25 protein-coding genes and 1 tRNA gene are annotated in these 26,996 nt (G+C 51.4%); 19 read left to right on the top strand and 7 right to left on the bottom strand.

All coding sequences use genetic code 11. From position 1 onward, the window contains the following. Positions 1–18: 18 nt before the first annotated feature. The 3 genes from ruvX (at position 19) to galU (ending at position 2,199) form a co-directional block, all read left to right on the top strand. Positions 19–471, top strand: coding sequence for a Holliday junction resolvase RuvX (gene ruvX, locus ACZND6_RS02550; protein ID WP_293704449.1), 453 nt, complete (start codon positions 19–21; stop codon positions 469–471). After that, positions 458–1,294: a lysophospholipid acyltransferase family protein gene (locus ACZND6_RS02545; protein ID WP_293737070.1), complete on the top strand. Its 837-nt coding sequence runs from the start codon at positions 458–460 to the stop codon at positions 1,292–1,294. The genes ruvX and ACZND6_RS02545 overlap by 14 nt, the downstream gene beginning before the upstream one ends. A 65-nt stretch (positions 1,295–1,359) precedes the next feature. Beyond that, positions 1,360–2,199 carry a UTP--glucose-1-phosphate uridylyltransferase GalU gene (gene galU, locus ACZND6_RS02540; protein WP_046447634.1) on the top strand — a complete coding sequence of 280 codons (840 nt, stop codon included), beginning with the start codon at positions 1,360–1,362 and terminating at the stop codon, positions 2,197–2,199. Here the strand turns inward: galU and rfaE2 are convergent. From rfaE2 to rfaE1, 4 genes are read right to left on the bottom strand one after another with little or no spacing between them, the layout of a single operon-like run. Further along, positions 2,192–2,686 (bottom strand): D-glycero-beta-D-manno-heptose 1-phosphate adenylyltransferase, encoded by a 495-nt coding sequence (gene rfaE2, locus ACZND6_RS02535; RefSeq protein WP_022100592.1) that lies wholly within the window; start codon positions 2,684–2,686, stop codon positions 2,192–2,194. The genes galU and rfaE2 overlap by 8 nt on opposite strands. Beyond that, positions 2,683–3,264: a D-glycero-beta-D-manno-heptose 1,7-bisphosphate 7-phosphatase gene (gmhB, locus tag ACZND6_RS02530; protein ID WP_293737069.1), complete on the bottom strand. Its 582-nt coding sequence runs from the start codon at positions 3,262–3,264 to the stop codon at positions 2,683–2,685. The genes rfaE2 and gmhB overlap by 4 nt, the downstream gene beginning before the upstream one ends. Further along, entirely contained in the window at positions 3,261–4,256 is a 996-nt protein-coding gene (gene rfaD / locus ACZND6_RS02525) for an ADP-glyceromanno-heptose 6-epimerase (RefSeq protein WP_022100590.1), read from the bottom strand. The genes gmhB and rfaD overlap by 4 nt, the downstream gene beginning before the upstream one ends. Before the next feature lie 15 nt (positions 4,257–4,271). Then, on the bottom strand, positions 4,272–5,216 hold the full coding sequence (gene rfaE1, locus ACZND6_RS02520) for a D-glycero-beta-D-manno-heptose-7-phosphate kinase (RefSeq protein ID WP_293704459.1): 945 nt from the start codon (positions 5,214–5,216) through the stop codon (positions 4,272–4,274). Between the two features lie 102 nt (positions 5,217–5,318). Here rfaE1 and ACZND6_RS02515 point away from each other — a divergent pair, with 102 nt between their 5' ends. The 15 genes from ACZND6_RS02515 (at position 5,319) to ACZND6_RS02445 (ending at position 21,293) form a co-directional block, all read left to right on the top strand. Further along, positions 5,319–6,713 carry a phosphomannomutase/phosphoglucomutase gene (locus tag ACZND6_RS02515; RefSeq protein ID WP_279175515.1) on the top strand — a complete coding sequence of 465 codons (1,395 nt, stop codon included), beginning with the start codon at positions 5,319–5,321 and terminating at the stop codon, positions 6,711–6,713. A 10-nt stretch (positions 6,714–6,723) separates the two neighbouring features. Then, positions 6,724–7,671: a lipopolysaccharide heptosyltransferase I gene (gene waaC / locus ACZND6_RS02510; RefSeq protein WP_293737067.1), complete on the top strand. Its 948-nt coding sequence runs from the start codon at positions 6,724–6,726 to the stop codon at positions 7,669–7,671. Continuing rightward, positions 7,668–8,993, top strand: coding sequence for a 3-deoxy-D-manno-octulosonic acid transferase (locus ACZND6_RS02505; RefSeq protein WP_293737066.1), 1,326 nt, complete (start codon positions 7,668–7,670; stop codon positions 8,991–8,993). The genes waaC and ACZND6_RS02505 overlap by 4 nt, the downstream gene beginning before the upstream one ends. Next, on the top strand, positions 8,974–9,792 hold the full coding sequence (thiD, locus tag ACZND6_RS02500; protein ID WP_489524367.1) for a bifunctional hydroxymethylpyrimidine kinase/phosphomethylpyrimidine kinase: 819 nt from the start codon (positions 8,974–8,976) through the stop codon (positions 9,790–9,792). Before ACZND6_RS02505 ends, thiD begins: the two co-directional genes overlap by 20 nt. A gap of 96 nt (positions 9,793–9,888) precedes the next feature. Further along, positions 9,889–9,965 (top strand) — tRNA-Met (locus tag ACZND6_RS02495). 56 nt (positions 9,966–10,021) lie between these two features. Continuing rightward, positions 10,022–10,846: a symmetrical bis(5'-nucleosyl)-tetraphosphatase gene (locus tag ACZND6_RS02490; RefSeq protein ID WP_489524366.1), complete on the top strand. Its 825-nt coding sequence runs from the start codon at positions 10,022–10,024 to the stop codon at positions 10,844–10,846. Between the two features lie 95 nt (positions 10,847–10,941). Next, on the top strand, positions 10,942–12,267 hold the full coding sequence (miaB, locus tag ACZND6_RS02485) for a tRNA (N6-isopentenyl adenosine(37)-C2)-methylthiotransferase MiaB (RefSeq protein ID WP_008810178.1): 1,326 nt from the start codon (positions 10,942–10,944) through the stop codon (positions 12,265–12,267). Next, positions 12,268–13,263, top strand: coding sequence for a PhoH family protein (locus tag ACZND6_RS02480; protein WP_489524365.1), 996 nt, complete (start codon positions 12,268–12,270; stop codon positions 13,261–13,263). Continuing rightward, the gene (ybeY, locus tag ACZND6_RS02475; protein ID WP_489524364.1) at positions 13,256–13,726 is read left to right on the top strand and encodes an rRNA maturation RNase YbeY; all 471 of its coding nucleotides are present in this window, start codon (positions 13,256–13,258) and stop codon (positions 13,724–13,726) included. Before ACZND6_RS02480 ends, ybeY begins: the two co-directional genes overlap by 8 nt. Before the next feature lie 32 nt (positions 13,727–13,758). Further along, entirely contained in the window at positions 13,759–14,631 is an 873-nt protein-coding gene (locus tag ACZND6_RS02470; RefSeq protein WP_489524363.1) for a CorC family transporter, read from the top strand. 15 nt (positions 14,632–14,646) lie between these two features. Further along, on the top strand, positions 14,647–16,170 hold the full coding sequence (gene lnt, locus ACZND6_RS02465; protein ID WP_489524362.1) for an apolipoprotein N-acyltransferase: 1,524 nt from the start codon (positions 14,647–14,649) through the stop codon (positions 16,168–16,170). 49 nt (positions 16,171–16,219) lie between these two features. Then, positions 16,220–17,122 (top strand): glycine--tRNA ligase subunit alpha, encoded by a 903-nt coding sequence (gene glyQ, locus ACZND6_RS02460; RefSeq protein ID WP_008810173.1) that lies wholly within the window; start codon positions 16,220–16,222, stop codon positions 17,120–17,122. A 13-nt stretch (positions 17,123–17,135) separates the two neighbouring features. Beyond that, on the top strand, positions 17,136–19,226 hold the full coding sequence (glyS, locus tag ACZND6_RS02455; protein WP_300874241.1) for a glycine--tRNA ligase subunit beta: 2,091 nt from the start codon (positions 17,136–17,138) through the stop codon (positions 19,224–19,226). 49 nt (positions 19,227–19,275) lie between these two features. After that, positions 19,276–20,013: a lysophospholipid acyltransferase family protein gene (locus ACZND6_RS02450; RefSeq protein WP_300874244.1), complete on the top strand. Its 738-nt coding sequence runs from the start codon at positions 19,276–19,278 to the stop codon at positions 20,011–20,013. An 8-nt stretch (positions 20,014–20,021) separates the two neighbouring features. Then, on the top strand, positions 20,022–21,293 hold the full coding sequence (locus tag ACZND6_RS02445; protein ID WP_300874246.1) for a M48 family metallopeptidase: 1,272 nt from the start codon (positions 20,022–20,024) through the stop codon (positions 21,291–21,293). On the opposite strand, the gene rsmA is transcribed toward ACZND6_RS02445, so the two are convergent. Genes rsmA through ACZND6_RS02430 form a run of 3 tightly spaced genes read right to left on the bottom strand, consistent with a single transcriptional unit; the run spans position 21,290 to position 25,864 of the window. Then, positions 21,290–22,114, bottom strand: a complete 825-nt coding sequence (gene rsmA, locus ACZND6_RS02440; RefSeq protein ID WP_300874249.1) for a 16S rRNA (adenine(1518)-N(6)/adenine(1519)-N(6))-dimethyltransferase RsmA — start codon at positions 22,112–22,114, stop codon at positions 21,290–21,292. The genes ACZND6_RS02445 and rsmA overlap by 4 nt on opposite strands. Before the next feature lie 56 nt (positions 22,115–22,170). Next, positions 22,171–23,532 (bottom strand): peptidylprolyl isomerase, encoded by a 1,362-nt coding sequence (locus ACZND6_RS02435; RefSeq protein WP_300874252.1) that lies wholly within the window; start codon positions 23,530–23,532, stop codon positions 22,171–22,173. 4 nt (positions 23,533–23,536) lie between these two features. Then, the gene (locus ACZND6_RS02430; protein ID WP_370748145.1) at positions 23,537–25,864 is read right to left on the bottom strand and encodes an LPS-assembly protein LptD; all 2,328 of its coding nucleotides are present in this window, start codon (positions 25,862–25,864) and stop codon (positions 23,537–23,539) included. Positions 25,865–25,984: 120 nt separating this feature from the next. Here ACZND6_RS02430 and ACZND6_RS02425 point away from each other — a divergent pair, with 120 nt between their 5' ends. Further along, positions 25,985–26,992 (top strand): aminoglycoside phosphotransferase family protein, encoded by a 1,008-nt coding sequence (locus ACZND6_RS02425; protein ID WP_370748144.1) that lies wholly within the window; start codon positions 25,985–25,987, stop codon positions 26,990–26,992. The last annotated feature ends 4 nt before the right edge of the window (positions 26,993–26,996 follow it).

Raw genomic sequence — 26,996 nt, 5'->3', positions numbered from 1 at the left:
TTTCGTTACTTAAATAAGATGTCTCAGCAATCTGCACTGGAAAGACTGTCGGAAGATTCGATTGTCATTGCTTTTGATTACGGTTTAAAAAGGATCGGCGTCGCCGTCGGAAATTTATTGACCAAGTCTGCACGCCCTCTGAGAATCATTCACTGGAAAAAGAATGATCAGAAATGGGCAGAAATTACACAGGTGCTCTCGGAGTGGCAGCCTGCCGCTGTTGTAGTCGGTGTACCTCGTCATAAAGACGGCAAACCGAATGACATGACGCCGATCTGCGAACGTTTCGCTAATCAAGTGGAAGGCCGGTACGGGATTCCCGTGGTTCGGGAAGACGAGCGCTACAGCTCGGTAGAGGCTGAAAGCTATCATGATGCCGATGACGACGAGCCCATCGACGATGAGGCCGCTGCGATTATTCTTGACCAATGGCTGAACAAAGTTCCCGGAGATAAAAATGAAAACCATTAAAGGCATTTGGCGGTTCAGCCGAGTCATTTGTTATACCTTCGTTTGTCTTTTTCAGGCGTATACGCGGTTTAAACGCGTAGACCGCAAAGAAAAAGGCAGGATGCTTCGCTATTATCCGACTCAGGTGCTGAAGCTTGCCGGGGTTCGCTGCAGTTATGAAGGCCATGTACCCGAGCTGCTGCATGAATGCGGTCTGACAGATACACCTCCGGCCTGTCTGGTTTTGAGCAACCATGTTTCTTGGCTGGACATCTTCTCTTTGGACTCCCAGCTTCCTAGTCGCTTTATCGCGAAGACCGAAATTGCGAAGTGGCCGATTTTCGGGTTGATCGCTCAGCAGATCGGAACGCTTTTTATCAATCGCTCAAGTAAGCGTGCGATTTTGCGCATCAACGATGACATTCGCGGTGCGCTTTGCAACTGCGAAGCTGTCACGATTTTCGCCGAAGGTACCACAACTTTCGGCAATGAACTTCTGCCGATTAAAGCCAACTTTATTGCGCCGGCCTGTGAGATCGGAGCAACGGTCCAGCCCGTGATTCTTTCCTACAAAAACAAAGGAAAGCCGACTAAGCAGGCTGCTTTTTCCGGCGATGTCACTTTGTTCGGTTCCTTGTGGAATGTCGTCACGATGGAAGACGTCGAAGTGGTTGTTCACTTTTTGGAACCGATTACCAACACAAAAGATCTCACGCGCCACGAAGTCGCAAAGATTTGTGAGGAACGTATGAGAGCTAAGCTCCAAGAAATCTGGGGCGACGAATATATAGCTAACGATGCGAATGCGGCGGAGGCTTTGGCCAAAGCGATCGCAAACGGCTAAGGTTCGAATTTTTTGAGAAGACGATTAAACTTACCGCAGTAGTGTTTTGTACTCAAATGACGAAAATGAAACCTGTTAGAAAAGCAGTATTCCCGGTTGCCGGACTCGGCACTCGTTTCCTTCCCGCAACGAAAGCGATGCCGAAAGAGATGCTTCCCGTGGTGGATAAACCTTTGATCCAGTACGCAGTTGAAGAGGCAGCAGCTGCCGGTATTACAGATATGATCTTCATTACCGGCCGCCATAAACGCGCCATTGAAGACCACTTTGACAGCGCGCCCGAGCTTGAGCGCGACTTAAAGAGCAAAAATAAGAATGCCCTTTTGGCTACATTGAAAGCAGTTGTGCCGCCCGGAATTAATTTCATTTTTATCCGTCAGCCTGAACCGCTTGGCCTGGGACACGCAGTTCTCTGCGCACAGCCCGTTGTCGGGGAAGAGCCGTTTGCCGTTTTACTGGCTGATGACCTGATTGATGCCAAACAGCCTGCGATTGCCCAGCTGATCAAGGCCCGTGAAGAGAATGACGGCGGCAACGTACTTGCTGTACAAACCGTTCCTCGTGAACTGACCAAACAATACGGTATTGTCGAAGTTAACGGTGAACACGAGAAGTGTCCGACGATCCGCTCTATTGTTGAGAAACCTGATCCTCAGGTTGCACCCTCGACCATGGCAGTGATCGGACGCTATGTTCTTGAACCTGAAATCTTTGACAGTCTTCGCAAGATCGACCGCGGTGCCGGAGGAGAAATCCAGCTGACCGATGCGATCGCCCGTGAAATTCCTAAAGGCAAAACGATCGCCTGCAAGTACGACGGAGAGCGCTTTGACTGCGGCTCCAAACAAGGCTTCCTGAACGCAACCGTTCACTACGCCCGTAAAGAAGGCTACAGAATTATTTAGATCTGACCTTATTGAGGAGTTTGGTTGTGCTGCGGTCGTAGTCAAAAGCGACCGTCACAACTTTTCCGCCGTATGAGTGAACGATCTCGGCTTCAGGAAGCTGAGAGATCTCATAATCTCCGCCCTTGACGTAAATGTCGGGGCGGACTTTTTTTACAACTTCTAGCGGAACCTTATCTTTGAAAATCACAACACAGGCAGTACTTTCCAATGCGGCAAGGACAGCGGCTCTGTCGTTTTCCGAATTAATCGGACGGTCCGGTCCTTTGCCGAGCATCCGCACGGATTCGTCACTGTTGACGGCGACGACCAAGCTGGCACCTAGAGAAGCGGCTTGTGCCAGGTAAGTCACATGACCGCGGTGCAGGATGTCAAAGACGCCGTTCGTCAGGACGATCGGATGCGGGAGCTTGCTTACGAATTCTTCGAGCTCTTCGAAGGGAACAATCTTTTTCTCGAAAGAAGGAGGAGGAAGATGCTGACTCATAGTAATTTAGCGGCGGCGAGAAGGTCTTTCGCTTGTAAGTGCGGAACGGTGCACTCGGTTAAAGGTTTTGTGCCGTCAGACTGAACTAAAACAGCCTCGGAGAGGCCGGCGGCTTTGGCGGCTTGTATGTCGGAAGGTTTATCACCGATGAGAACGCTTTGCGTCAGGTTAATATTGAGATCCTGCGCGGCTTGAAGCAGCATCCCGGGGTTGGGTTTTCGACAATCGCAGTCTTTCAGGTAAGGAGCAAAAGCATGCGTCGGATGGTGAGGGCAAAAATACAGGGCCGAGAGCGGAGCGTTGTGCCGCTCGAAAACACCGGCAAGCCAAAAGCTCAGCTCGCGAAACTCTTCAATACTGTATTTGCCGCGTCCGATGCCGCTCTGGTTTGTCACGATAACCGGCTGATAGCCTTTTCGGACAAGCTCGGCAGCGCCCTCAAGCGCGCCGGGAATGAAATGGAAATTTTCCCGCCTGTGGACATAGGCGTAGTCGACATTGATGACGCCGTCTCGATCCAGAAACGCGGCTTTTACCGCGCTGCTGAACCGAGGTGTGAAGGTAAAGCAAAATCTCATGCGAATTTTTTAAGAAGTTCGAGCATGTAGAGGCGGGTACCTTCCTGGACGCTCTTAAACTTAACTTCGCATCCGGCTTTTCTGAGCTCAGTGAGGTCCGCCTGTGTATAGGCTTGATACTTGCCGACCAATGCTTCGGGGAACGGAATGTATTCGATGAAGCCCTGATTGACAGCCTCGGTAAGCGACAAGGCGGCTTTGCCTTCCTGTTCACGCAGTGTATTAACAACGGTCAGCGCGACGTCATTAAACTGCTGAGCCTTTCCGGTGCCGCAATTGTAGATACCGGAAACGGACTTATCTAAGCAGAAGAAGTTCACATCGACGACATCGTCCACGTAAACGAAGTCACGCATCTGGGCGCCGTTTGTATAACCTAAGCAGCCCTCGAAAAGTTTGACCTTTCCGTCCTTACGGAACTGGTGGAACTGGTGGTATGCCACGGAAGCCATGCGGCCTTTGTGCTGTTCATGCGGACCGTAAACATTGAAGTAGCGAAGTCCGGCGACAGGAGCCGTAAGACCCTTCTGCATTTCTTTACGCAGAACCTGATCGAACAGATATTTGGAATAACCGTAAACGTTCAAAGGTTTTTCGTAGCGAATGTCTTCTTTAAAGACATTGGAAGCGCCATAAGTTGCGGCTGATGAAGCATAGATGAAGGGGATCTTTTCTTCCTGGCACCAGCGGAAAAGCTCGAGCGTATAGCGGTAGTTGTTTTCCATCATGTAGTGGCCGTTGTGCTCCATGGTGTCGGAGCAGGCGCCTTCGTGGAAAATGGCTTCGGGCTTTGCGATCTTGCGGGCTTTAACTTTTTCAATGAAGTCGACCTTATCGAAATAATCGATGATGTGGTGGTCGGCCAAATTGACAAACTTGTCTGCCTGAGTGAGGTTGTCGACAGCGATGACATCATTGCAGCCTCTGTTGTTGAGACCTTTGACGATATTGGCGCCGATAAAGCCGGCAGCACCGGTAACAATAAAGCTCATTCCTAGTTCCTCAAGTTAAAGCGTATTAAAGAGTTCTTCCGGGGTAACAGTTGCGGTACCGAGTTTGCCGACGACGATGCCGCCGGCCTGGTTGGCGATGTAAACGGCAGTGTGCCAGTCGCAGCCGGCCGAGAGCATCACACCGAGTACGGAAATGACCGTATCACCGGCGCCGGACACATCGTAGACCTCACGGGCGTGCGCGGGGACGGTCCAAGCACCGTCGTCATCAAATAAGGTCATGCCTTCTTCGCTTCGCGTCAGAAGGATTTTCTCCAAATTTAATTCTTTTCGCAGGTTTTGTGCGCGGTTGAAAAGGTCGGCTTCACTGTTCCATTTTCCGACAACTTGGGCCAATTCGTTGCGGTTAGGCGTGATCACCGTGGCGTCTTTATATCGGGAGTAGTCGTCTCCCTTCGGATCGATCAGGATCGGACGGCCGAAAGTGCGGCCCTCTTGGATCATATTTTCGATGCGGTCCAAACCGCCCTTGCCGTAATCGGAAAGAATGACGACATCATGATCAGGCAGCAGAGAGGTGAAGCGGTGAGAGTGCTGATCAAGGACTGTTCCTGCGACGGAGGATTCAAAATCAGTTCTCAGCATCTGCTGGTTGCGCGCAAGAATACGAAGTTTGAGTGTTGTAGTGAAATTTTCAGCGCGGTAAAGGCACGGACGAACTTTGGAGGCCTCAAGGAGGTCCATGATTTTGGTGCCGGCTTCGTCATCGCCGATGATCGCAAGCAGAGAAGTACGGGCTTCTAAGCTGGCTGAGTTGCGAGCCACGTTGGCTGCGCCTCCGAGACGGTCTTCTGTACGGGTTACCTTAACGACGGGAACGGGCGCTTCCGGAGAAATGCGGGAAGCATCGCCGAACCAGTATCGATCCAGCATCGCATCCCCGACAACAAGAACAGAGGCGTTGCGAATGGCCTCCATGGAGGGTTTGAGAATGTTCATTTTAAAGACCCAATTGAATGTTCTCCAAATTTTACCGCCATCATTTTGCGGTAGTTCATCGGACGCTAAAGCCGTTAAAATCGGTAACTATTCTTTCTTTGGATGAAAACGATGGCTGAAACGATTTCCCGTTCAATTTTTAAGGCTTATGACATTCGCGGAATAGTTGATAAGACGCTGACCGAAGAGGTCTGCGAAAAAGTCGGCATGGCACTGGGCACACTGGCCCAAAAGAAAAATGTTTCTCACATCTGTGTGGGCAGAGACGGTCGTCTGAGCGGTCCTCGTCTGCAGGCTGCTTTAATGAAAGGCATCCGTAAGGCCGGAGTCGGCGTTTATGACATCGGTGCGGTTCCGACCCCGGTGCTCTATTTCAGTACGGTCTACCTTAAAACAGGAAGCGGCGTTGCCGTCACCGGAAGCCACAATCCTCCTGACTACAACGGTTTGAAGATGATGCTTGCGGATGAGACGCTCTACGGCCCTGCCATTCAGCACATTTACGAGATGATCGTTAACAACGAACTCTACACCGCTGAAAAAGAAGGGCCTTATGAACAGGTTGATGTCGTACCTGCTTATATGGAAAAGATTCTTTCCGACGTCAAACTTTCCCGACCGATTAAGGCAGTTGTCGATGCGGGCAACGGTATTGCCGGCCCCTTGGCGGTTGACCTGCTGACTCGTCTCGGCGTCGAAGTACAAGGTTTGTTTACGAATGTGGACGGACACTTCCCGAATCATCATCCGGATCCCTCCAAACTGGAAAATTTGGAAGACATAAAGGAAGCTCTGCGTGAAGGCGATGCCGAAATCGGTATTGCCTATGACGGCGACGGTGACCGCTTGGGTGTTGTGACTAAGGACGGTGAAGTCATTTTCCCGGACCGTCAGGCAATGCTCTTTGCCGGCGACATTCTTGCTCATAAACCCGGCGCAGTTATTGTTCATGACGTCAAATGCACTCGCAACATTCGTCCGTACGTCGAATCCCGCGGCGGCGTCTGCGTGATGTCGCGTACCGGTCACTCGCTGATTAAGGCGAAGATGAAAGAAGTCAATGCTGACTTTGCCGGAGAAATGAGCGGTCACATTTTCTTCCATGACCGCTGGCCCGGCTTTGATGACGGTGTCTACGCGTCCACCCGCTTGTTGGAAATTTTGACCCGAAGCGCCGATGCGAATGTTCCTCTCAAAGCACTCCCGAATGCAGTCTCGACTCCTGAACTGCAGATTCCGACCGAAGAAGGTGAAAACGTCAAACTGGTCGAGCGTTTGAAGGAAAATGCCAAGTTTGAGGATGCTCAGGACATTATTACGATTGACGGTATTCGTGTTGAATGGAAGGACGGTTTTGCTCTGGCTCGTCCATCCAACACCACACCCGTAGTTGTTCTGCGTTTTGAGGCAGACACGCCTGAAGCCTTGGCCCGTATCCAGAATCGCTTCAAAGAAGAGATTTTGAAAGTCGCACCTGAAGCAAAACTTCCGTTCTAATTTGCAGCGAATGCGAATATTGATCGTTAAAACGACTTCGATGGGGGACGTCGTCCATGCCGTCCCTGTCGTCGAGGATATCAAACGTTTTATTTCCGATGCCGAAATCGACTGGCTGGTCGAAGATTCGTTTGCCGATATTCCCAGGCATGTCGCGGGCGTTGCCGAGGTCATCGAGTGCTCGGTAAGAAAATGGAAAAAACGAATTTTTGAAAAGTCGACACGAGATCAGATCAAGGCTCTTCGCGAGAAGCTTCGCGGCAAACACTACGATTTAGTCATTGATCTTCAAGGACTGATTAAAAGCGCGGTCTTGGCTTCATGGACAAATGCGCCTGTGGCCGGATACGATCGCCGTTCGGGGAAGGAGCCTTTGGCTACGATTCTTTATTCCGTTAAGTCTTCGGTCGATCGGCAGAAATCCGCGGTTGACCGCTGTCGTGAACTGGCGGCTAAAAGTCTGGGCTACGATCTCGGTTCAACAAAACCTCAATTTAACTTTCAGTTTGAAGGTTCTCCGGAATCTGCAGGCAGCGTTTTCTTTTTCTGCAATACTAGCCGCGAGACGAAACTTTGGCCTGAAGAAAAATGGATTGAACTCGGAGGCGAACTCATTCGCCGAGGCAAGAAGGTCGTGCTCCCCTGGGGCTCTCCGGAAGAAAAAGAGCGAGTTCTGCGCATTCAGGCAAGACTCGGCGCAGCTGCCGAGGTTCCCGAGCGTATGCCGATCGGACAGCTGATGGAAAAGATTTCCTCTGCTGACGCCGTGATCGGTTTGGACACCGGTATGACGCATCTGTCCGCAGCAATGGGGCGGCCGACCGTCGGGATTTTTCGAGACTACCCGATCGAACTGGTTCCGTTGGTCGGAGAGGGCAAAAAGAAAGCTCTCGGCGGAGTAGGATGCTGTCCTCAAGTTCAGGAAGTGCTTAGCGCTTATGAAAAGGTAATTGAATGATTCTTCCCCGTCCGATTTACAGTGGTTTGCTTTACGCCGCGGTGCCGGCAGCCATGCTCTATTTATATAAGCGTTCGCGAAAACAGCCGCAGTACCTGGAGCATTGGTCCGAGCGATTCGGGACGGCTCACTATCCGCCGCGAACTAAAGGAAGAACCCGGATTTGGATACATGCGGTTTCCGTCGGAGAGACCCGAGCCACATTTTCTTTGGTCGAGTCGATCCTTAAACGCTGGCCCAACACCGAAATTCTTTATACGCATATGACGCCGACGGGTCGTGAGGTCGGGGCTAAATTCGCTCAGAAATTCGGAAACCGAATTGCTCAGTGTTATTTGCCTTACGACACGCCGAGGGCAGTCAAAAAGTTTTTGAAAGCTACTCAGCCGGACCTCTGCCTGCTGATGGAGACGGAAGTCTGGCCGAACCTCACGTACTTCACCAAGAAGTTGGGGATCCCGACCGTCTTGGTCAACGGGCGCCTCTCTGAAAAATCCTTTAAGCAAGGCCAAAAAGCCGGTTCGCTGATCAAGGATGCTTTCGGACGTCTGACGATGGCGCTGGCGCAATATGAAGAAGACGCCGAGCGTCTTAAGGCGGCCGGTGCTCACGATGTGAAGGTTCTAGGCAACTTGAAATTTGATTTCACGCCCAACGCGATTCAGCTGAGGACGGGTCGGGAAATTTTGAAGTATGCCGAACGAGACATCATCTGCCTGGCCAGTTCCCGAGAAGGCGAAGAACAGAAATTCTTGGAAGCGCTGAAGAAAGCGCAGGCTGCAGGCGTTCTAGAGGACCGTCTGATTCTGATTGTTCCGCGTCATCCGCAGCGATTCGAAGAAGTTGCCAAACTTATCGAAAAGAGCGGTTTTACTTACATCAAGCGCTCGCAAATCCGAGATTGGAAGACTGTGCTGTCCAAGCAGGGTCCTCAGATTGTCTTAGGTGACAGTATGGGCGAGATGGGCTTTTACTATGCACTTTCTTCGCTTGTCATCATGGGCGGCAGTTTCGAGAATTACGGCTGTCAAAGTGTGATTGAGCCTTGCGCCATCGGGCTTCCCGTGATTGTGGGTCCGAGCATCTTTAATTTTGACTTTATTGTGAAAAAGGCTGAGTCCGAGGGGGCTCTGCTTCGTGCTGCCGGTTTCACGGAAGCTTTGCGAATTGCCGACGAAGTGCTTAGCGATCCTGCAAAACGAGCCGAAATCGGAGAGAAAGCCGCGAAGTTTGCGCAGGAGCAGCGCGGAGCTACCGAGCGGACAATCCAAGTTATCGATATGTTGTTGAAAGGTGATACGAATGCAGATCAAGCATCCTAATGTACTTTCCATTGCCGGCATTGACCCTTCGGGCGGCGCCGGTCTCCTGGCAGACGTCAAAACGATTAGTTCGTTGGGCGGATATGCAACGGGTGTCGTGACCGCTGCAACCGCACAGAATACGCAAGGCGTTTTCGGCGTGATTCCCATTCCGACAGATTTTGTCAAAAAGCAGATTGATGTTCTTTTCGAAGACGTCCGCATTGATTCTGTCAAAATCGGAATGCTGTTTGACTCAAATCTCATTAAGGGTGTTGCCGAACGCCTGCGTTATTGGAATCCTCGCTACATCGTTCTGGACCCGGTTATGGTCGCAAAGAGCGGTGATGCGCTGCTTACCGACGATGCCGTAGCCACACTGCGCGACGAACTTCTTCCGCTGGCTACCGTGATAACGCCTAATTTGCCCGAGGCTGCTCGACTGCTTGAATCTGTCGACATTACGGACGATGAGCAGATGGAAGCGGCTGCTAATGACCTTTGGAAACTCAAAGGCTGTCACGGCTGGGTCTATCTCAAAGGCGGTCATATGGAAGGCGTGGATTACTCTGAAGACTTGCTTTACGACGGCCGCCACATGATTCGCTACCGTGCCGAAAGAACGATGACAAAGAACACACACGGCACCGGCTGTGCGCTGTCTTCTGCTCTGGCAACTCTGCTTCCGTCTTCTACGGATATTCCGATGGCAGCCAGAGAAGCCAAGCGTTACATCACGCAGGCGATCATTCACGCAGATGAACTTCAAATCGGAAAAGGCCACGGTCCTGTGCACCATTTCTATGCTCAGTGGTATTGATTTACAAACTATTACACCTGTTTATGGGTTGATGAACTTGCACAGATTGAAATAGCTGTGTAATATTCAACTTCCCTGATGACTTGGTCGTCAGATGGCGAATTAGCTCAGTCGGTTAGAGCAGAGGAATCATAATCCTTGTGTCCGCGGTTCGAGTCCGTGATTCGCCACCAAGATTCCGCCCGGGAGCTACTAAAGCTTCCGGGCATTTTCATGTGGTAGGCCCGCTATGAAAACCTATGCCATAGGCGACGTCCACGGGTGTTTTGATACCCTGGAACAGCTTCTCCAACAGATCCCGAACAAAAGCCGTTTGGTTTTTATTGGCGATATCGTCAACCGCGGCCCGAAATCTCTTGAAACCATCCGTACCGTCATGCGTATGGGAGACCGCGCTGAGTGTCTGCTCGGGAACCACGAGTTCCATCTTTTAGCCGTTTATGCCGGTCAGAGAGCGATGTCGCCGGAAGATACGATTTCTGAAATTCTCAACGCACCGGATTGCGAGGACATCATTCAATGGCTGAGAAACCGACCCTTGGCGCTGGTTGATCACGGTTTTTTATGCGTCCATGCGGCGACCCACTGGTCCTGGTCTGTTGAAGAAACACTGAAGCAGGCTTCCAGAGTCGAAAAATTTATCCGCTCCGACAAAGGATTGAGCCAGATCGGAGAACTCTTCGGCAAGCAGCAGTGGAGCCCGGATCTTCGCGGCAAAGATCGTTTGCGCGCTGTGGTCAACGTGCTGACGCGTACTCGTTATCTCAACGCTGACGGTACGATGGATTTCAAACAGAAACTGTCTCCTGCCGATACGCCTGTTGAATACATTCCCTGGTTTAAGTTTCCCGGCCGCAAAACGGCAAAGACGCCTGTTGCCTTCGGACACTGGTCCACACTCGGCCCCGTGACCGATGTGCCTAATGTTTTCCCGCTGGATACCGCCTGCCTTTGGGGCGGCGCTCTGACCGCAAGACGGCTGGGGCGTCATCGTGAAACATTCAGTGTGAAAGCACCGATTTACCGTATTCCCGGAGAAAAGCGAAATCTTTAATTTCGGGAGATGCGCTCCCTTATGCGGGAGCATTGTTCTTTTTGAGTGACTTTCAGTTTTTGAAAGTTTGTATTAACCGCCACCGGACATAAACCGTGAACGCGAAAAAAATTTACTTGAAGACTTTTGGCTGCCAGATGAATGAATATGATTCCGGCAAGATCGCAGATATTGCTAAGGCAGCAGCCGGTTACGAGGTAACCGACGACATCAACGAAGCCGATTTAGTTGTTTTTAATACATGCTCTATTCGAGAAAAGGCTCAGGAAAAAGTATTTTCCGACCTCGGACGAGTCAGAGAACTGAAAAAGACAAAGCCGAATCTTAAGATTGCTGTGGGCGGCTGTGTCGCCAGCCAGGAAGGCGGCAACATCGTTCGCCGTGCTCCCTACGTCGACGTGGTCTTCGGACCGCAGACCCTCCATCGTCTTCCGGAACTCTTGGAAAAGAACGAAAAAGAGCATCGTCCTCAGGTCGATATCAGTTTCCCGGAAATCGAAAAATTTGACCATCTGCCGACTCCGCATGCCGATGCAGCTACAGCATTCGTTTCCATTATGGAAGGCTGCAGCAAGTACTGCTCCTACTGTGTCGTGCCTTATACACGCGGTGAAGAGTTCTCTCGTCCCGTCGAAGACGTCCTCGTTGAAATCGCGCAGCTTGCTGCTCAGGGCGTAAAGGAAGTCACTTTGCTGGGACAGAACGTTAACGCTTATCGCGGAGAAGGTCCTGACGGCGAAATCGTCGACTTTGCCCTGCTGCTTGAATATGTGGCAGAAATCGACGGCATTGAGAGAATCCGCTACACAACGTCTCACCCGAAAGAATTTACAAATCGTCTGATCGAGGCTTATCGCAAGATCCCGATTCTGGCCAACCACGTCCACCTGCCTGTTCAAGCCGGGAGCGACCGCGTCTTGGCCGGCATGAAACGCGGTTATACGATCCTTGAGTACAAGTCCATCATTCGCAAGCTTCGTGCGATTCGTCCGGACATCAGCATTGCAACGGACTTCATTGTCGGATTCCCGAACGAAACGGAAGAAGATTTTGAAAAAACAATGAATCTCATCAAAGAGATCAAGTTTGATGCCAGTTTCTCTTTCGTGTACTCCAAGCGCCCCGGTACTCCTGCCGCTGAGCTGCCCGATGACACACCTCAGTCCGTCAAGCTCGAAAGACTTCAGAGACTTCAGGCGCTGAACACGCAGCATGCCCAGGAAATTTCGCAGTCCATGGTCGGAAGCGTACAGCGCTGCCTGGTTGTCGGAGAAGCGAAGAAGGGCGAAGGAAAGCTCTCTGCCCGTACGGATAACAATCGTATCGTTACCTTTAATGGGCCCGAAAACTTAATCGGTCAGATGGTTAACCTCAAAATTAATGAGGTTTATCCGCACACCCTGGGAGGGGAATTAGTTTAAATGACTGAAGCTAAAACGAAATCCGATCAGACATCTCTAAGCTTAGATCTTCAGATCAACAACAGTGATCTGTCCAGTTTGGTCGGACCGTTGGATTCGAATTTGGCCCAGCTGGAAAATTTCCTTAACGTGGAAATTTCCCGCCGCGGCGCGTCTTTCGGAATTAAGGGAACACAGGCAAATTGCCGCAAAGCCATTCAAGCTTTGACGGACTTGGCTGCCATCGCTGAGCGCAAAAGTGATGAGCTGACGGCAGAAGATATTCAGCTCTATCTTGTGGGTCAAAATGCGCCTGCTGAAGAGCTGGCTGCAGAAGAGCCTGTTCCCGAGCTTCGCACCAACCGTAAGGGACTTCAGGGACGCACGCCGATGCAGCGGACTTATATTCGCAACATCCTTTCCCACGACGTTTCCTTCGGTATCGGACCGGCCGGCACCGGCAAGACCTACTTAGCCGTTGCGGCCGCTGTCAGTGCATTTGAAAAAGGCGAGGTCGAAAGAATCGTATTGACCCGTCCGGCGGTTGAAGCGGGAGAAAAGTTAGGTTTTCTTCCCGGAGATTTGAGTCAGAAGGTTGACCCTTACCTGCGCCCGCTCTATGACGCTTTGTTCGATTTGCTGGGCACGGAAAAGACACAGCGCCTGCTTGAAAAGCAGAAAATTGAAATTGCGCCTTTAGCCTACATGCGCGGCCGTACTTTGAATGCTTCTTTTGTTATTCTTGACGAAGCCCAAAATACAACTCCGGAACAGATGAAAATGTTTCTGACGCGTATCGGCTTCGGCTCCAAAGCAGTCATTACGGGAGACGCCTCCCAGATCGACTTGCCGAGAGGTCAGAGAAGCGGGCTGATCGAAGCCTCGCACATTCTTCAAGATGTTCGAGGAGTCTCTATGACTTATTTCACTTCGGTCGACGTGGTTCGTCATCCCCTTGTTGCTCGTATTGTTGAGGCCTACCAAAAAGCCGAGAAGAGAGAATACCAACATGCGTAAACCCCATGTTTTGAGCCTTTCCGTTCAAAATCTTGCTCATTTTCCCCAGCTTCCGTCCAGAAGCAAAATTCAGCGCTGGATCAGCCGAGCTTTGGAAAACGACGCACAAATTACCGTCCGTTTCGTTGAAGAAGAAGAGGGCAGAGAGCTCAACAAAACATACCGGGGTAAGGATTACGCCACCAACGTTTTGACATTCGATTATCAGGTTGAGCCTGTCGTGGAGGCCGACCTGGTAATCTGTGTGCCCGTGCTCGAAAAAGAATCCAAGGATCAAAATAAAACCTTGGAAGAGCACATGGCGCATCTTCTCGTTCACGGCACCTTACATGCGCAGGGCTATGACCACATGAACGACGAAGAAGCCGAGGTTATGGAGCAGAGAGAAACCGACGTTTTAGTTGATCTGGGCTTTGATGTTCCGTATCCTGACAGAAACTACACGCCTCAGCCGCTGGCTTAGGTTCATCAATTTAGCGAAATCTGTACTTAGAAATGGCGGACCACAAGACTGACGAACCCAAAGAGAAGAATTTTTTTGAGAAGCTGTCGGATCGATTTTTTCATGATGACGCGCCTGAGACTCAAAAAGAACTCCTTGATGATCTTCATATTGCCCACGACAGAAAACTTCTGACAGACGACGGCATGCACATGATTGAAGGTGTCATGCGCGTCAACAGTCTGCGCGCAGAGGATTTGATGGTTCCTCGGACACAGATGATTGTGATCGACATTTCCGAGAACTCTCAGGATTGGATCAAACAAGTCATCGCAGCGGGTCACTCTCGTTTTCCCGTCATTGACGGAGATAAAGACAACGTTCTTGGAATTCTTCTGGCAAAAGACTTGCTGCGCCTTTTCATCAATCCTGAGTACGAGATTCGTCAGCATTTAAGACAGGCCGTGTTCGTGCCTGAAAGCAAACCGGCCGATGTCCTTCTGAAAGAATTCCGTCTCAAACGCAACCACATGGCTTTAGTGGTTGATGAATTCGGTTCGGTTTCCGGTCTGATTACGATTGAAGACGTCTTGGAAGAGATTGTCGGAGAGATTGACGACGAGTATGACGTTGTTAACGATGCTTCCGACATCGTCGCAATCGGCGGATCTCGCTGGCGTGTCAAGGCAAGTACTCATATCAACGAATTCAACCGCGTGTTCGGAACACATTTCTCTGATGACCGCTTTGAAAGTGTGGGCGGCCTCGTGAGCGATGAACTGGAACACGTTCCTCAGGTCGGAGAGTCCGTTGTCCTGCAGGGTTTCCGATTTGTCGTGACGAAGGCATTGGCTCGTCAGGTCAAGATGCTCACGGTTGAGAAGCTGGAGCCGGAGCAGACAGAGCAGCAACCGGCGAAAGCCTAATAACCGCTCAATAACGTGAAGAAGTTCCTTCCGTTCTTAATCGCCCTATTTGCCGGCATTGCGCAAGGGTATTCTCTGGCGCCGGCAAATGAGTGGCTGCAGCTGGCGGCTTTAGCCGTCCTGTTTTTTATTTTTGCGGGCCTCCGCACCGCTAAGGCAGGATTCCTCGCCGGTCTTTTCTTTGGCATCGGCTGGTTTGTCACTTCTCTTGCCTGGCTATACGTGTCCGTTCATGACTACGGCTACCAGCCGCCGGTCTTTGCCGCCTTCGTTGTCTTCATTTTCTCTTGTTACCTAGCTCTTTATCCGGCGGCTGTCGGCGCGCTCTGTGCATGGTCCATGAAGCGCGGCTCGAGTGCCGGTCTCATGCTTTTGGCTATTGCGCCGGCCGCATGGGGGCTGACGGAGTGGCTCAGAGGCGTGCTTTTTTCAGGCTTTCCCTGGAGCGCGGTGTCCTACGCCCATGTCGACGGCTCCCTCTCTGCATTTGCTCCGATCTGCGGCGCAGACGGTATAAATTTCTTGGCTGCCTTTATTTCCGGATGTGCGGCGCTCCTCCTGCTGGAGCGTAAAAATCTCAAAGGCATTGCCGTTTCCTGTGCCGGACTTCTGGTCGTTTTTTCTCTTGCATTTGCTCTGACCGACATTCGCTGGAGTGAACCGTACAAAACGCTTTCCGTCCGTTTAGTTCAAGGCGGGATTGCTCAGGACGAAAAATTCTCTCCGATGGGCAGCCTCACGAGCTTCGAGCGTTACGTCCGGCTGATGAATGAAAAACCGGTGCCGGAAAGCGGACTGATCGTTTTGCCCGAAACTATTTTTCCGATACCGCTTCAGCAGCTGAAACCGGAAATCTGGAGGAAATTTACGCACGTCACCAATGGCAACGCCGCTTTGATGTTCGGCGGCTTTTTGCGCGGAGAAGACGGATACCGCAACACGGCCGTTCTGGTCGAGCATGAAAAGATCGTCCAGTCTTACACCAAAAAGCACTTGGTTCCTTTCGGAGAGTACGTTCCTGCCGGATTCAGGTGGTTTATCGACATGCTGCAGATCCCAATGGGAGACTTGCTGCAGGGGTCGGCTGACCAAAAAACTTTCGAGATTGACGGCGTGTCCGCCGCACCGCTTCTTTGTTACGAAGATCTCTTTGCATCGGAAATCAGAGAGTGGTGGCAGGGCGGTAAGGCTCCGAATCTTCTGGTGAATCTCTCCAACCTCGGCTGGTTCGGAGATACTCATGCGCTGCCTCAGCATCTCAATATTTCAAGGATGCGTGCGATGGAATTTGCTCGACCGGTCATCCGCGCAACCAACACCGGCATGACGGCTTATGTCACAAGCAAAGGAGAAGTCGCCGCCGAGCTTCCTGCCATGAAGCCGGGCAAGCTCGATGTTGAAGTGGCTGCGGCACAGGGAGAACCGACGCCGTTTGTTAAGCTCGGGGCGCTTCCTTGGCTCGGAGCCATGGTTTTGCTGCTTATCAGTGCAATCCTTGCCCTGTTGTTCAGAAAAAGACACCGTCTCCCGCTAAAATAAAAAGATTATTCTCAATTCAGCATTGCTGAGAAGAAAAAAGTTCGAAATTATGCTTACATTTCAGGAAGTTATTCTGCGTCTACAGCAGTATTGGAACGGGCAGGGCTGCGCCTTGCTTCAGCCGATCGACATTGAAGTCGGTGCCGGCACCTCTCATACCGCAACATTTCTCAGAGCCTTAGGCCCTGAACCTTGGAGAGCTGCGTATGTGCAGCCGTCCAGAAGACCGAAAGACGCCCGTTATGGCGAGAACCCCAATCGTTTGCATCAGCATCACCAGTTTCAGGTGGTTCTTAAACCGGCTCCGACCGACATTGTTGACCGCTACCTCGGCTCCTTGAGAGCGCTGGGTATTGATACCGAAGTCAATGATATTCGTTTTGTCGAAGACAACTGGGAGAACCCGACTCTCGGCGCCTGGGGCTTAGGCTGGGAAGTTTGGATGAACGGTATGGAAGTCACCCAGTTTACATACTTCCAGCAGGTCGGCGGTCTGGAATGCAAGCCGATTACCGGAGAAATCACTTACGGTCTTGAACGTCTGACGATGTATCTTCAGAACTGCGACAACGTTTTCGATCTCGTCTACACAAAGTGGCAGGACGCTTCCGGCGAACACATTCTCACTTACGGTGACGTCTTCCATCAGAACGAAGTCGAGCAGAGCCACTACAACTTCGAGGCGAGCGACCCCGAAAAACTTCTCAAGCAGTTCGACTACTTCGAGAGCGAGGCCAAGCGCCTGATGGATCTGAACCTTGCTCTTCCGGCCTATGAAATGGTTCTAAAAGCCGGACACACGTTTAACCTCCTCGACGCACGCGGTGCCATCAGTGTGACGGAACGTGCCGCTTATATCGGCCGCATTCGTCAAATTTCCCGAGCCGTTGCTCAAAGTTACTACGACTCTCGTGAACGCCTCGGCTTCCCGATGTGCCAGAAAAAAGAATAAAGAGGTTAGAAAAATGGCTTCATTATTGATTGAAATTCAAACAGAAGAGCTGCCGCCGAAGGCACTGGACAACTTATCCAAGGCATTTGCCAAAGAACTGGCTTCCAGCCTTAAAGAGCAGGGTTTAGCTCTTCCGAACGCACAGGTTACCGCTTACGGTTCTCCTCGCCGTATCGCCGCTCTGATTTCGGATGTCTCCGAAGTGGCCCCCGACAAACCTTTCCGTCAGAAACTGGTGCCGGTAAAAGTCGGTCTGGACGCTGAAGGCAAAGCTACCCGGGCTCTAAGCAAAAAAATGAAGGCACTCGGCATCGAGTGCGAGCCTTCCGAGCTGAAAGTCGTCAATGACGGCAAGCAGGATCAGCTGGTATATGAAGGCACTAAGGCCGGTGTTTCTTTAAAAGACGGCTTGCAGATCGCTCTGGATCACGCCGTGCGCCGTCTGCCGATTCCAAAAGTGATGAGCTATCAGCTCGAAAACGGCAAGACCGTTGAATTCGTGCGCCCGGTTAAGCATCTCGTTGCCTTGTTCGACAAGGAAATTGTTCCCGTTGAACTGTTCGGCTTGAAAGCCGGCCGTGAAACGATGGGACACCGTTTCCACGTCCATGAACCGATTTCCATCAAAGAGGCAGAAAAGTATGCCGAGCAGATGGAAAAAGAAGGCAAGATCGTCGCTTCTTTCGAAGAGAGAAAGAACAAGATGGTCGGAGCGCTCAAGTCTGCCGCTGAAAAACTTCACGCCGAAATCATCATGCCCGATGATCTCGTTAATGAAGTCACCGCTTTGACAGAATGGCCCATCGTTTACGAATCCGGCTTTGACGAAGAATTCCTCACGGTCCCCGCCGAGTGCCTGATTCTGACGATGCAGCAGAATCAGAAATACTTTGCGCTGAAGGATCAGAACAAGAAACTGATGAACCGCTTCCTGCTGGTTTCACAGATCGAAGCCAAAGACGGCGGCGAAGCGATTCGTTCCGGCAACGCCCGCGTTGTTCGCGCTCGTTTGGCCGATGCGAAGTTCTTCTATGATCAAGATCGTCTCCAGACACTTGAATCCCGCGTCCCCGGCTTGACCCATGTGGTCTACCACAACAAGCTCGGTACTCAGCTTGAAAGAAGCGAGCGCGTTCAGAAGATCGCCTCTCGCATTGCTGAGCAGATCGGTGCCGATCCCGCACTGGCCCGCCGCGCAGCTAAGCTGGCAAAAGCCGATCTGCGTACTTTGATGGTCGGAGAGTTCCCCGAACTGCAGGGCATTATGGGTGAGTACTACGCTCATCACGATAAGGAAGACGACAAAGTCGCTCTTGCTATCCGCGAGCACTACCAGCCTCGTTATGCCGGTGACGAGCTTCCGTCCACACCCGAAAGCCTGGCCGTTGCGCTGGCCGATAAGATCGAGACACTAACCGGCCTCTTCGGCATCGGACAGCTGCCGACCGGAGAAAAAGATCCGTTCGCTCTGCGCAGACACGCACTCGGCATTCTTCGCATGCTGATCGAAAAAGAACTTCCTCTCTCTTTAGACAATCTGATTGCTATCGGTACGGAAGAAGAGTCTGTGGTGCCGGGCGTTAAAGATGCCACGGAAGAACTCAAACAGTTCTTCCACGACCGCCTGCGCGTCATGCAGAAGGACCAAGGCTTTACAGCTCATGAAGTTGAATCCGTGATCGGTTCCGAACCCGCTATCCTCGCGGACGTTCCGAAACGCCTGAAGGCCGTTCATGACTTTATGAGTCTGCCGGAAGCCGAATCTTTGGCAGCTGCTAACAAACGTATTGAGAACATCCTCAAGAAGAACACGCTGCCGCTGGCAGACGCCGTTGATCCGGCTCTCCTGACAGAAAAAGAAGAGAAGGATCTGTATGAAGTCATTCGTACGCTGGAACCCAAACTTGAAGCTGACTATAAGGCCGGCCGCTATGAAGATGAACTTCGCAGCCTGGCTCCGCTGAAAGCACCGGTGGATGCGTTCTTCGATAAAGTGATGGTGAACGCCGAAGACGAGGCCTTGAGAAGAAATCGCTTAACACTGCTCAACGAGCTTCATAAAGCGATGAATCAAGTCGCCAAACTTTCGTGTTTAGCCTCTTAACTTTCCGATCAAAAGGCCGCTCACAGAGCGGCCTTTTCGAACAATAGCTATGAAACTTATGCTCTGGCTTCGTGCCCTGATTTTTTGGTTCCTCTTTTGTATCACTATCATCTGCTACGGCATCGTTCTTTTCGTTTGTATTCCGTTTACTTCGAAAGAAGGTCGTTACGCCATCGTAAAAAAATGGTGCCGGACAGTGATCAGCTTAATGCGTACGATCTGCGGTGTTCGCTATGAGATAACGGGCATGGATAAGGTTCCGGCGACCGGTCCTGTGATTTTGCTTTCTAAGCATCAATCGGGATGGGAGACGCTCGCCTTTTTTGCCTTAGTGCCGAGACGATTGAGTTATATCTACAAACGCGAACTGCATCGCCTGCCGATCTTCGGCTGGGGCTTGGCCTCCTTAGGAATGTTCAGCGTGGACAGATCCGAAGGACGCACTGCTTTTGAACGCATGAAGCGCGAAGTTCCGGACTTTTTTGCGCACGGCTGGGCTTTGGTGCTCTTCCCTGAAGGTACGCGTACAGCACCCGGCGCTTCCGTTAAATATAAAACCGGAGGCGTTCGCTTGGCGATTGCTACTAATGCTCCGATTGTTCCGATTGCTTTGAATTCCGGTGAATGCTGGCCGAAGCATTCCTTCCTTCTGTATCCCGGTGTGATTAAAGTAGTGTTCGGCGATCCGATCAGCCCCGAAGGGAAAACTCCGCACGAACTTAATGAAGAAGTCCGCAGCGAAATTGAAGGCGAGATGAAGCGAATTTCTCCTAAATATTACAAATAAAAGGCTGAATGGTTTTAGGTCGTATATTTCCAAAGATCACCAATTTTTATTTAGACGGATCTCCGTCAGAGGCTGAAATCGTCTATCCCGACAAAGTTCGGCGGGTTCATATTCGACTTGGAGGACAGGAAGAACAAATTACCGCCGGACCCGAAGGTGTCATTTATATCACCAAAGGCTACCCCTCGGTGCTCCAAATTAAGTGGGCGCTGAAACTTCAAAAAAAGAAATTTCTGCCGTACTTTAAATTTTTTGAAGCGGCGTCCTTGGCCTATCCGGATGTTTCGGCGCGTTTGTCTCAACAGGATTCTGAGTTTGTCCACAGTTCCCTTTTAGAAGGGAGTTATCCCGTCCGATACCGCATTATCCGCAGCGGCCGTCGCAAAAACACTCAAATCGCCTATGAAAGCGGTACTCTGGTTGTCCGCTGTCCGACGAGACTCACAGACTTCGAAGTGGAACTTGAGTTGCAGAAATCTGCGGGCAAAGTTATTCAATTCCTGGAGAAGATGCGCCTCAGCTCTCCGTCCGCAGAAAAAGAACCGGCTCCGGCTAAGGCTGTGAGCACGATTCGGCTGGCAGACGGTGCGGAAATACAAATCATTTGGCAGCCCGGGAAACGCAAGAGCATTTCAATTTCAATGCCGAACTCAGAGCAGCTGCTGGTGAAGTATCCGACACGCAGCTCACGGGAAAAGGTGATGGGCTGGGTCCTCTCACAGCAGGCATGGATTCAGAAGAAGCGGCAGAAAAGCTTAGGGAAGGAAGATTCCAATCGAGCTTTCTTTGAAAAACTGTTTTCCGAACAAGAAATCGTCTTGCTGGACGTCAAAAGAAAGGTACGAGTGTCGGGTGTACGCAAAGAGTCCGGCGTCTTCGACGATGAAGTTGTGCTGTGGATAAGGGACGCGAACATCAGCCGAGAGCAGTTTCTCGAAGTTCTTGTTAAGACGCTCAAAAAGTGGGCCCTTACGGCCCTGCAGGAAGAATTTGAACAGAAGCTCGCGCAGATGGGGCCATTTAGATATCCCTATCGAAAGTTCTTTTTGACGTCAGCTAAAACGCGTTGGGGAAGCTGCAGCAGCCGGGGACACATTCGTATTCACTGGAATGCGGTGTTCGTAACGAAGGCCGAGAGGGAATATCTTTATACGCATGAGGCGGCCCATCTGACGGAGATGAATCATTCCGCACGCTTCTGGCAGTTGGTTGAACTGCATTGCCCCGATTACAAGCGGGCTAAGGCAATGCTGCATTCAAGAACGCTTGGGTTTCTCTAGTCTGGCTGAACCTGGCCCGGGAGCACAATCGAAATGCCTGCCGCATGAACCAAGCGAGCAAGGCGAATGAAATTTTCAAGAGGCACGCTTTCGGCGCGCTGCTCCGGTTTAATTCCTGCCTCCTCCATCATTTCAGGGGAAATCCACTTAGAGAAATTGTTCTTCAACGTTTTACGGCGCATAGCAAAAGACGCCGCGACAACCTGATGGAACGTCTCTTCATCAACTTCTGCCGGATTTTGAACGGGGATCATGCGGACCACGGAAGACATGACCTTGGGCGCAGGTGTGAAGGCCTCCGGCGGCACGTCAAAGAGCTTTACCATGCGGTACTTTCTTTGAAGCATGACGGAAAGCCGTCCGTAAGCTTTTGTTCCCGGAGCGGCGACCATTCGGTCGACTACTTCCTTCTGAAGCATGAAATGCTGGTCTACGACGCGGTCGCTGATTTCGGAGAGCTTGAAGAGGAGCGGGGAGGAGATGTTGTAGGGCAGGTTGCCTACTACGCGAATCTTTTCTTCCGCGGCAAAGTCTCTCCAGTCGAATTTCAGTGCGTCGGCTTCAAGCACGGTTAATTGCTCAGGTGTGAATTTGGTTCGCAGCCAAGCGGCGAGATCGCGGTCAATCTCAACACAGTAGATGTGTTTGGCGCCGGCAATTAATTCCTTAGTTAAAGCGGCCTGTCCCGGTCCGATTTCAATGATTTTTTGACCTTCTTTCGGATCGACAGCCTCGGCAATTTTGTTGATCCAGAAGTCGTCGTTTAGAAAGTTCTGTCCGAAACGTTTGCGCGCTTTGTGGTGCTTGAGTACTTCAGCCATTTTCTGTTTCCATGAAAAAACGCTTAGGAGGCCTAAGCGTTTTCGACTTTACGATGTTATTCGGTCGGTTTGTTGATTCGCTTCTCAACATAGGCTTCCGAACGCAGACGTCGTTCCCAGTCGAGGACGGCGTCGCCGAGTTTCTGCTCACGTAGCGCCTCTCTGGCTTGTTCACGCTGGCGCTCGTTAATGCCGCTCTTTGTTCTGCGGTCGAGCACTTGGAAGATATGCCAGCCGTAAGGCGTGCGGATCGGTTCGCTGATTTCACCGACGCTCAGCTTGTCGAGCTGCTGTTCCATTTCCGGAGGAACGTCGCCCGGATAGAGCCAGCCGAGGTCTCCGCCTCGAGTACCGGACGGGTCTGCAGAATGCAGACGGGCCAGCGTCTGGAAGTCTCCGTCACCTTTATCCAGGCGGGACTTGATCTCGTTTAAACGCTGAATCACGACTTTTTCAGGGGTCACGTTCGAGGGACGCATCATGATGTGGCGAACATGCGTCTGACGAACGCCTTGCTGAGCTTGTTCACCGGGATCGCGGACGCCCGTCAGTTTGAGAATCTGGAAAGAGTTTCCTGCCTGGAGAGGAATGATGTCTCCGGCTTTGTGATTCTGAAGCGCCTGCACAACAAAGGGAGGAAGTTTTCCGGCAGGAACCCAGCCCATGACGCCGCCTTCCATGGCTTCAGGCGTGACGGAGTATCTGGCAGCAAGCTGGCTGAAATCCGCGCCTCTCTGAGCCTGCTCAAGCGCACGGGAAGCGGTTCTCTGAGCAGCTTCCACTTCTGCTTTGGTGGGATTCTCCGGGAAGCTGATCACGATGCGGGACAAACGATATTCCATGCGTTTGCCGGGGCCGCTCTGGTCTTTCAGATACTGGTCGATTTCACTTTCCGGGATCTGGATCTTGTCGTCCACATCTCTTTCACGGAGGCGCTGGGTAATCAGTTCGCTACGAATCTCGCTCTTGAAGCTCGGAACGGAAATACCGTCGGCTGCCAGTTTCTTTTCGAGCTGAGGAACCGTCAGACCGTTATTGGTCGCAATCTGTTCGATCGCGCCGTTAAGCATGTTGTCATCGATACGGATACCGGTATCGCGGGCTTTCTGTTCGATGATACGTTCAAGAATCATGCGGTCGAGCGTCTGGTCGCGAAGGTTTTCCATCGGCGGCAGCGCAATGTTTCTTCTGCGGAGATTCAGTGCGACTTGATGAATTCTCTGCTGCAGCTGAATCTCCGTAATCACATCATGGTTGACAACAGCAGCGATACGGTCGACCGGAACGGGTGCGTTCTTCTGAGCCGCAGCCGCTTCTTTCTTAGCCTGCGCTTTCTGAGCGTACGCATTGTCTGCATTGGCAGCGCCGAGGGAGAGGAGGGCGCAGGCACATACTGCGTAAAGATGAGTCAGTTTCATAGTTTTATTCGTAGTAATCATATCGGCCGACTTCAACAGGTTTCGGCCCGACCGGTTTGTAGCCGGTAATGCCTTCGCTTAAGGCCTGGATCGGACTCGATCCGACGGTGCCTAATCCGACGAGTTCAAGTTCTAAGAAGAAGTTCGTTGTCGATCTTCCTTCACTTCGGATGTAACGCTGTACGGCGCCGCGAAGAATCCAACACCCCGCACGATATTCGAGGCCCATGAGGGAGTCAACCACTTTTTTGTCTCTGAATGAATAATTGTACCTTCCGAGACCGTAGAGGTCTTTCATGATCGGCCACTGGAACGAAAAGTCGATCTGCTTGATGTTGGTGTTATAGAAGGCATCCCGCGTGTCGTTGGGGTTGTAGTTGTAGCGATAGTACAAGGCAACCGTTGAGAAATCACGCGGGTTATAGCGGATACCTGCGCTTGTCTTCGAGATTCTGGACCATTCCGTTGAGTACTGGATCGCGCCTTCCAAGCGCCAGCCTTCAAACAAGGAGAACTGAGATGCGGCCAACACATCACTGCGGTTCTTTGTTTTGCCGGGATTGGACCAATAAAGATCGACCTTTTCATCCGTGAAGTAGTAGCGCTGGCCAACGGTCGCGGAGAACCATTCTTTGCCGGTGCCGGAGTCAATATAACGCGTTGTCAAAACCGCAGACAGCTGGTTGGTGTTCGCAATTCGGTCATAACCGGTGTATTTGTTCGGCGTAAACAGTTCGGCGAAGTTCAAGTCGGCCGAAGAGCTGTCGAAGTTCGGCATGTGCCGCTGATTCCGATAAGGAATGTAGGCGTAGAACAAACGCGGTTCCAGCGTCTGTTCGGTTTCCCGTCCGAAGACCATCGAATTTCTCTCGAAGATCAAGCCTGTATCAAGAGAATAGATCGGGAGTGAGCGGGTAGAAGATTTATCAATCTCGGCTCTGGCGTGCTTGATATCGTTGTAGTGCGTGAGCGAGTACGTGATCTTCGGCGTGATGAACCAATAAGAACCCATCAGCGGATAGGAAATCGAGGTGTTCCATAAGGTTCGGTTACCGTCGCCGCTGGTTCCTCGCAAACCGTTATAGGTCGAGATGCCGCGGCGGAAGCGGGTTGCCGTCAAACGAGAATCAAGGACCGCACCGTGAAAATCTGCAACGTAACCGCTGAGGTTAAATTCCGGTTCCTTTTCGTAGGGCTTCTCAACCCAGTTTCTGTTCGGGCGAAGCGTCTGATTCTTGTAGACACCGATAGACGTACTCCAATAAGTCTGTCCGTAGCTCAGCCAGAAGTTCTGGTTGAGGATGTTTTCACTGGACTCACGAATGGTCGTCGAGAAATCCGATAGGTAATCGTTATCGGAGACCTTCTGGTAATCGACGCCGAGAGAAACATCGCCGATACGCTGATAATGTTTCCAGGCTACGCCGTAGCGCCGTTCGTGCGTTTCTTTATCTTTAAAGATGACGTTGTAGTCTACCTGGCCGGAGAAAGTCGGCTGCAGGTAACGGAATTCGTTGCCGAAGAGCACTCCGCGCTTAGACATGGGCTTCAATGTCAGCGTGTAGTCGTAGTTCGGCGCAATGTTCCAATAGAACGGAACTTCCATATTCACGCCGAGCGTGGAGCTCATGCCGAATCTCGGCGTTAAAAAGCCCGTCTTGCGCTCGGATCCGACCGGGAAGCTGAAATAAGGCGAGGCAAAGACCGGGATACCGCCGACGTACAGACGTGCGTTCCTGCCGACGGCAGATCCGTCGAGTTCGTCGTAATCAATGTCAGAGGCTTTAATCCACCAAGCTTCTTCACCTTCGCGGCAGGTTGTGACCATGGCATTGCACATCTTGGCTTTGCCTTCGCCGAGAAGTTCGATCTTGTCGGATGTGCCTCTCATCTGAGTCGGCAGATATCGGAACGTTGCGTTCGGCATTTCGCCGGTTTCCGCATCGAGGTGGTAAGTGAGCTCAGGTCCCTTGAAAATCGTACCGTTTCTGGCAACTAAGGCGTTTCCGTTGGAATAAACCTCGTCGTTGGCGAACGTATAGGTGATGGTGTCGCCGCGAAGTACGGATCCGCCGCGCCGAACCTCGGCGCTGTCAATAAGTTCGATTTTCTCGTTGGGCGTTCCGATCATTTCGAACGCCGTCAGATAAGTCGGGGCATCGCCTTCTTCCGAAGGCGCACTCTCGTCTAAGCGGCGTGCCGCGTTCAGCTTCAGTCCGTACTCAGGTCGGGTAGCCGTTTCGGAATCTTGATCGCGCTCGGCCGCCGAGACGAGCAAGGGCATAGCTAAAGTCACAGCCACAAAAACGGGTAGGGCTCGAAAAGCTTCCATGGGTCTTTTTCGACGAATTGAAAAACTAGACATTAAAATTGCACGCTATTAGGTGGAAAGATTATAAAGGCTTAATGGACCTGCATATTCTTTCCGATCAACGGATGATGGAGAGAAACAATGACAGAGCGTGAAGTTTGCTTAAAGCAGTGGCTGGAAAAAATCGGAGGGTCTTTCGGGCTGAATCTGAAGACGCTTCGCCCGGCATCTTCGGACGCAGGTTTTAGGAGCTATTTCCGTATTGACGGAGACGGAACGACTTACATCGTCATGGACTCTCCCGGCGAAACCGGCAACGTCAAACCTTTTATTTTTGTCGACGATCTGTTTGCCAAACAAGGTATCAACGTTCCGAAAATCTTTGCTCAGGACGTAGAGCAAGGTTTTCTGCTGCTGTCAGACTTGGGAACTCAAACTTATCTGGATGTCCTTTCGGAGGACAACGCCTCTAGACTAATGGATGACGCCACTACCGCACTTGTCAAACTCCAGAAGAACAGCAAACCGGGTGTCTTGCCTGAGTACTCCGAAGAACTGCTTCGCCGTGAACTCGAACTTTTCCCCGAGTGGTATGTGAAACGCCATCTGAATATGGAAATTACGCCGCAGATGCGCAGCATGTTCGACAAGATGTTTGATCTCATCATCAAAAAGAATCTTGCTCAGTCCTTTGTATACGTACATCGAGACTACATGCCGCGTAATTTGATGCTCGAAGAAAAGGACAATCCCGGAGTTATTGATTTCCAAGACGCTGTATACGGTCCGGTCAGCTATGACATTGCCTGCTTGTGCCGAGACGCCTTTATCTCCTGGAGCGAAGCTCAGGTTTTAGATTGGACCATTCGCTATTGGGATAAAGCCCGCAAAGAAGGCATCCCGGTCCCGGCAGACTTCGGCGTGTTCTGGGAAGACGTCGAATGGATGGTTCTCCAGCGTCACCTCAAGGTTTTGGGTATCTTTGCCCGCCTCAATTACCGCGACGGAAAAACGAAATATCTCGGTGATACGCCGCGATTCCTGAATTACGTTCAAAAGACTGCCTCCCGCTTTGATGCGTTAAGACCGTTGTCTCGTTTCATTAACCAAATCTCCGGCATCGAAGAGACCGTCGGATACTCTTTCTAGGGAG

It is taken from the genome of Parasutterella sp., assembly GCF_057870745.1.
Note: the sequence above shows the minus strand (reverse complement) of the source record. Positions and strands in the feature narration are given on the sequence as shown.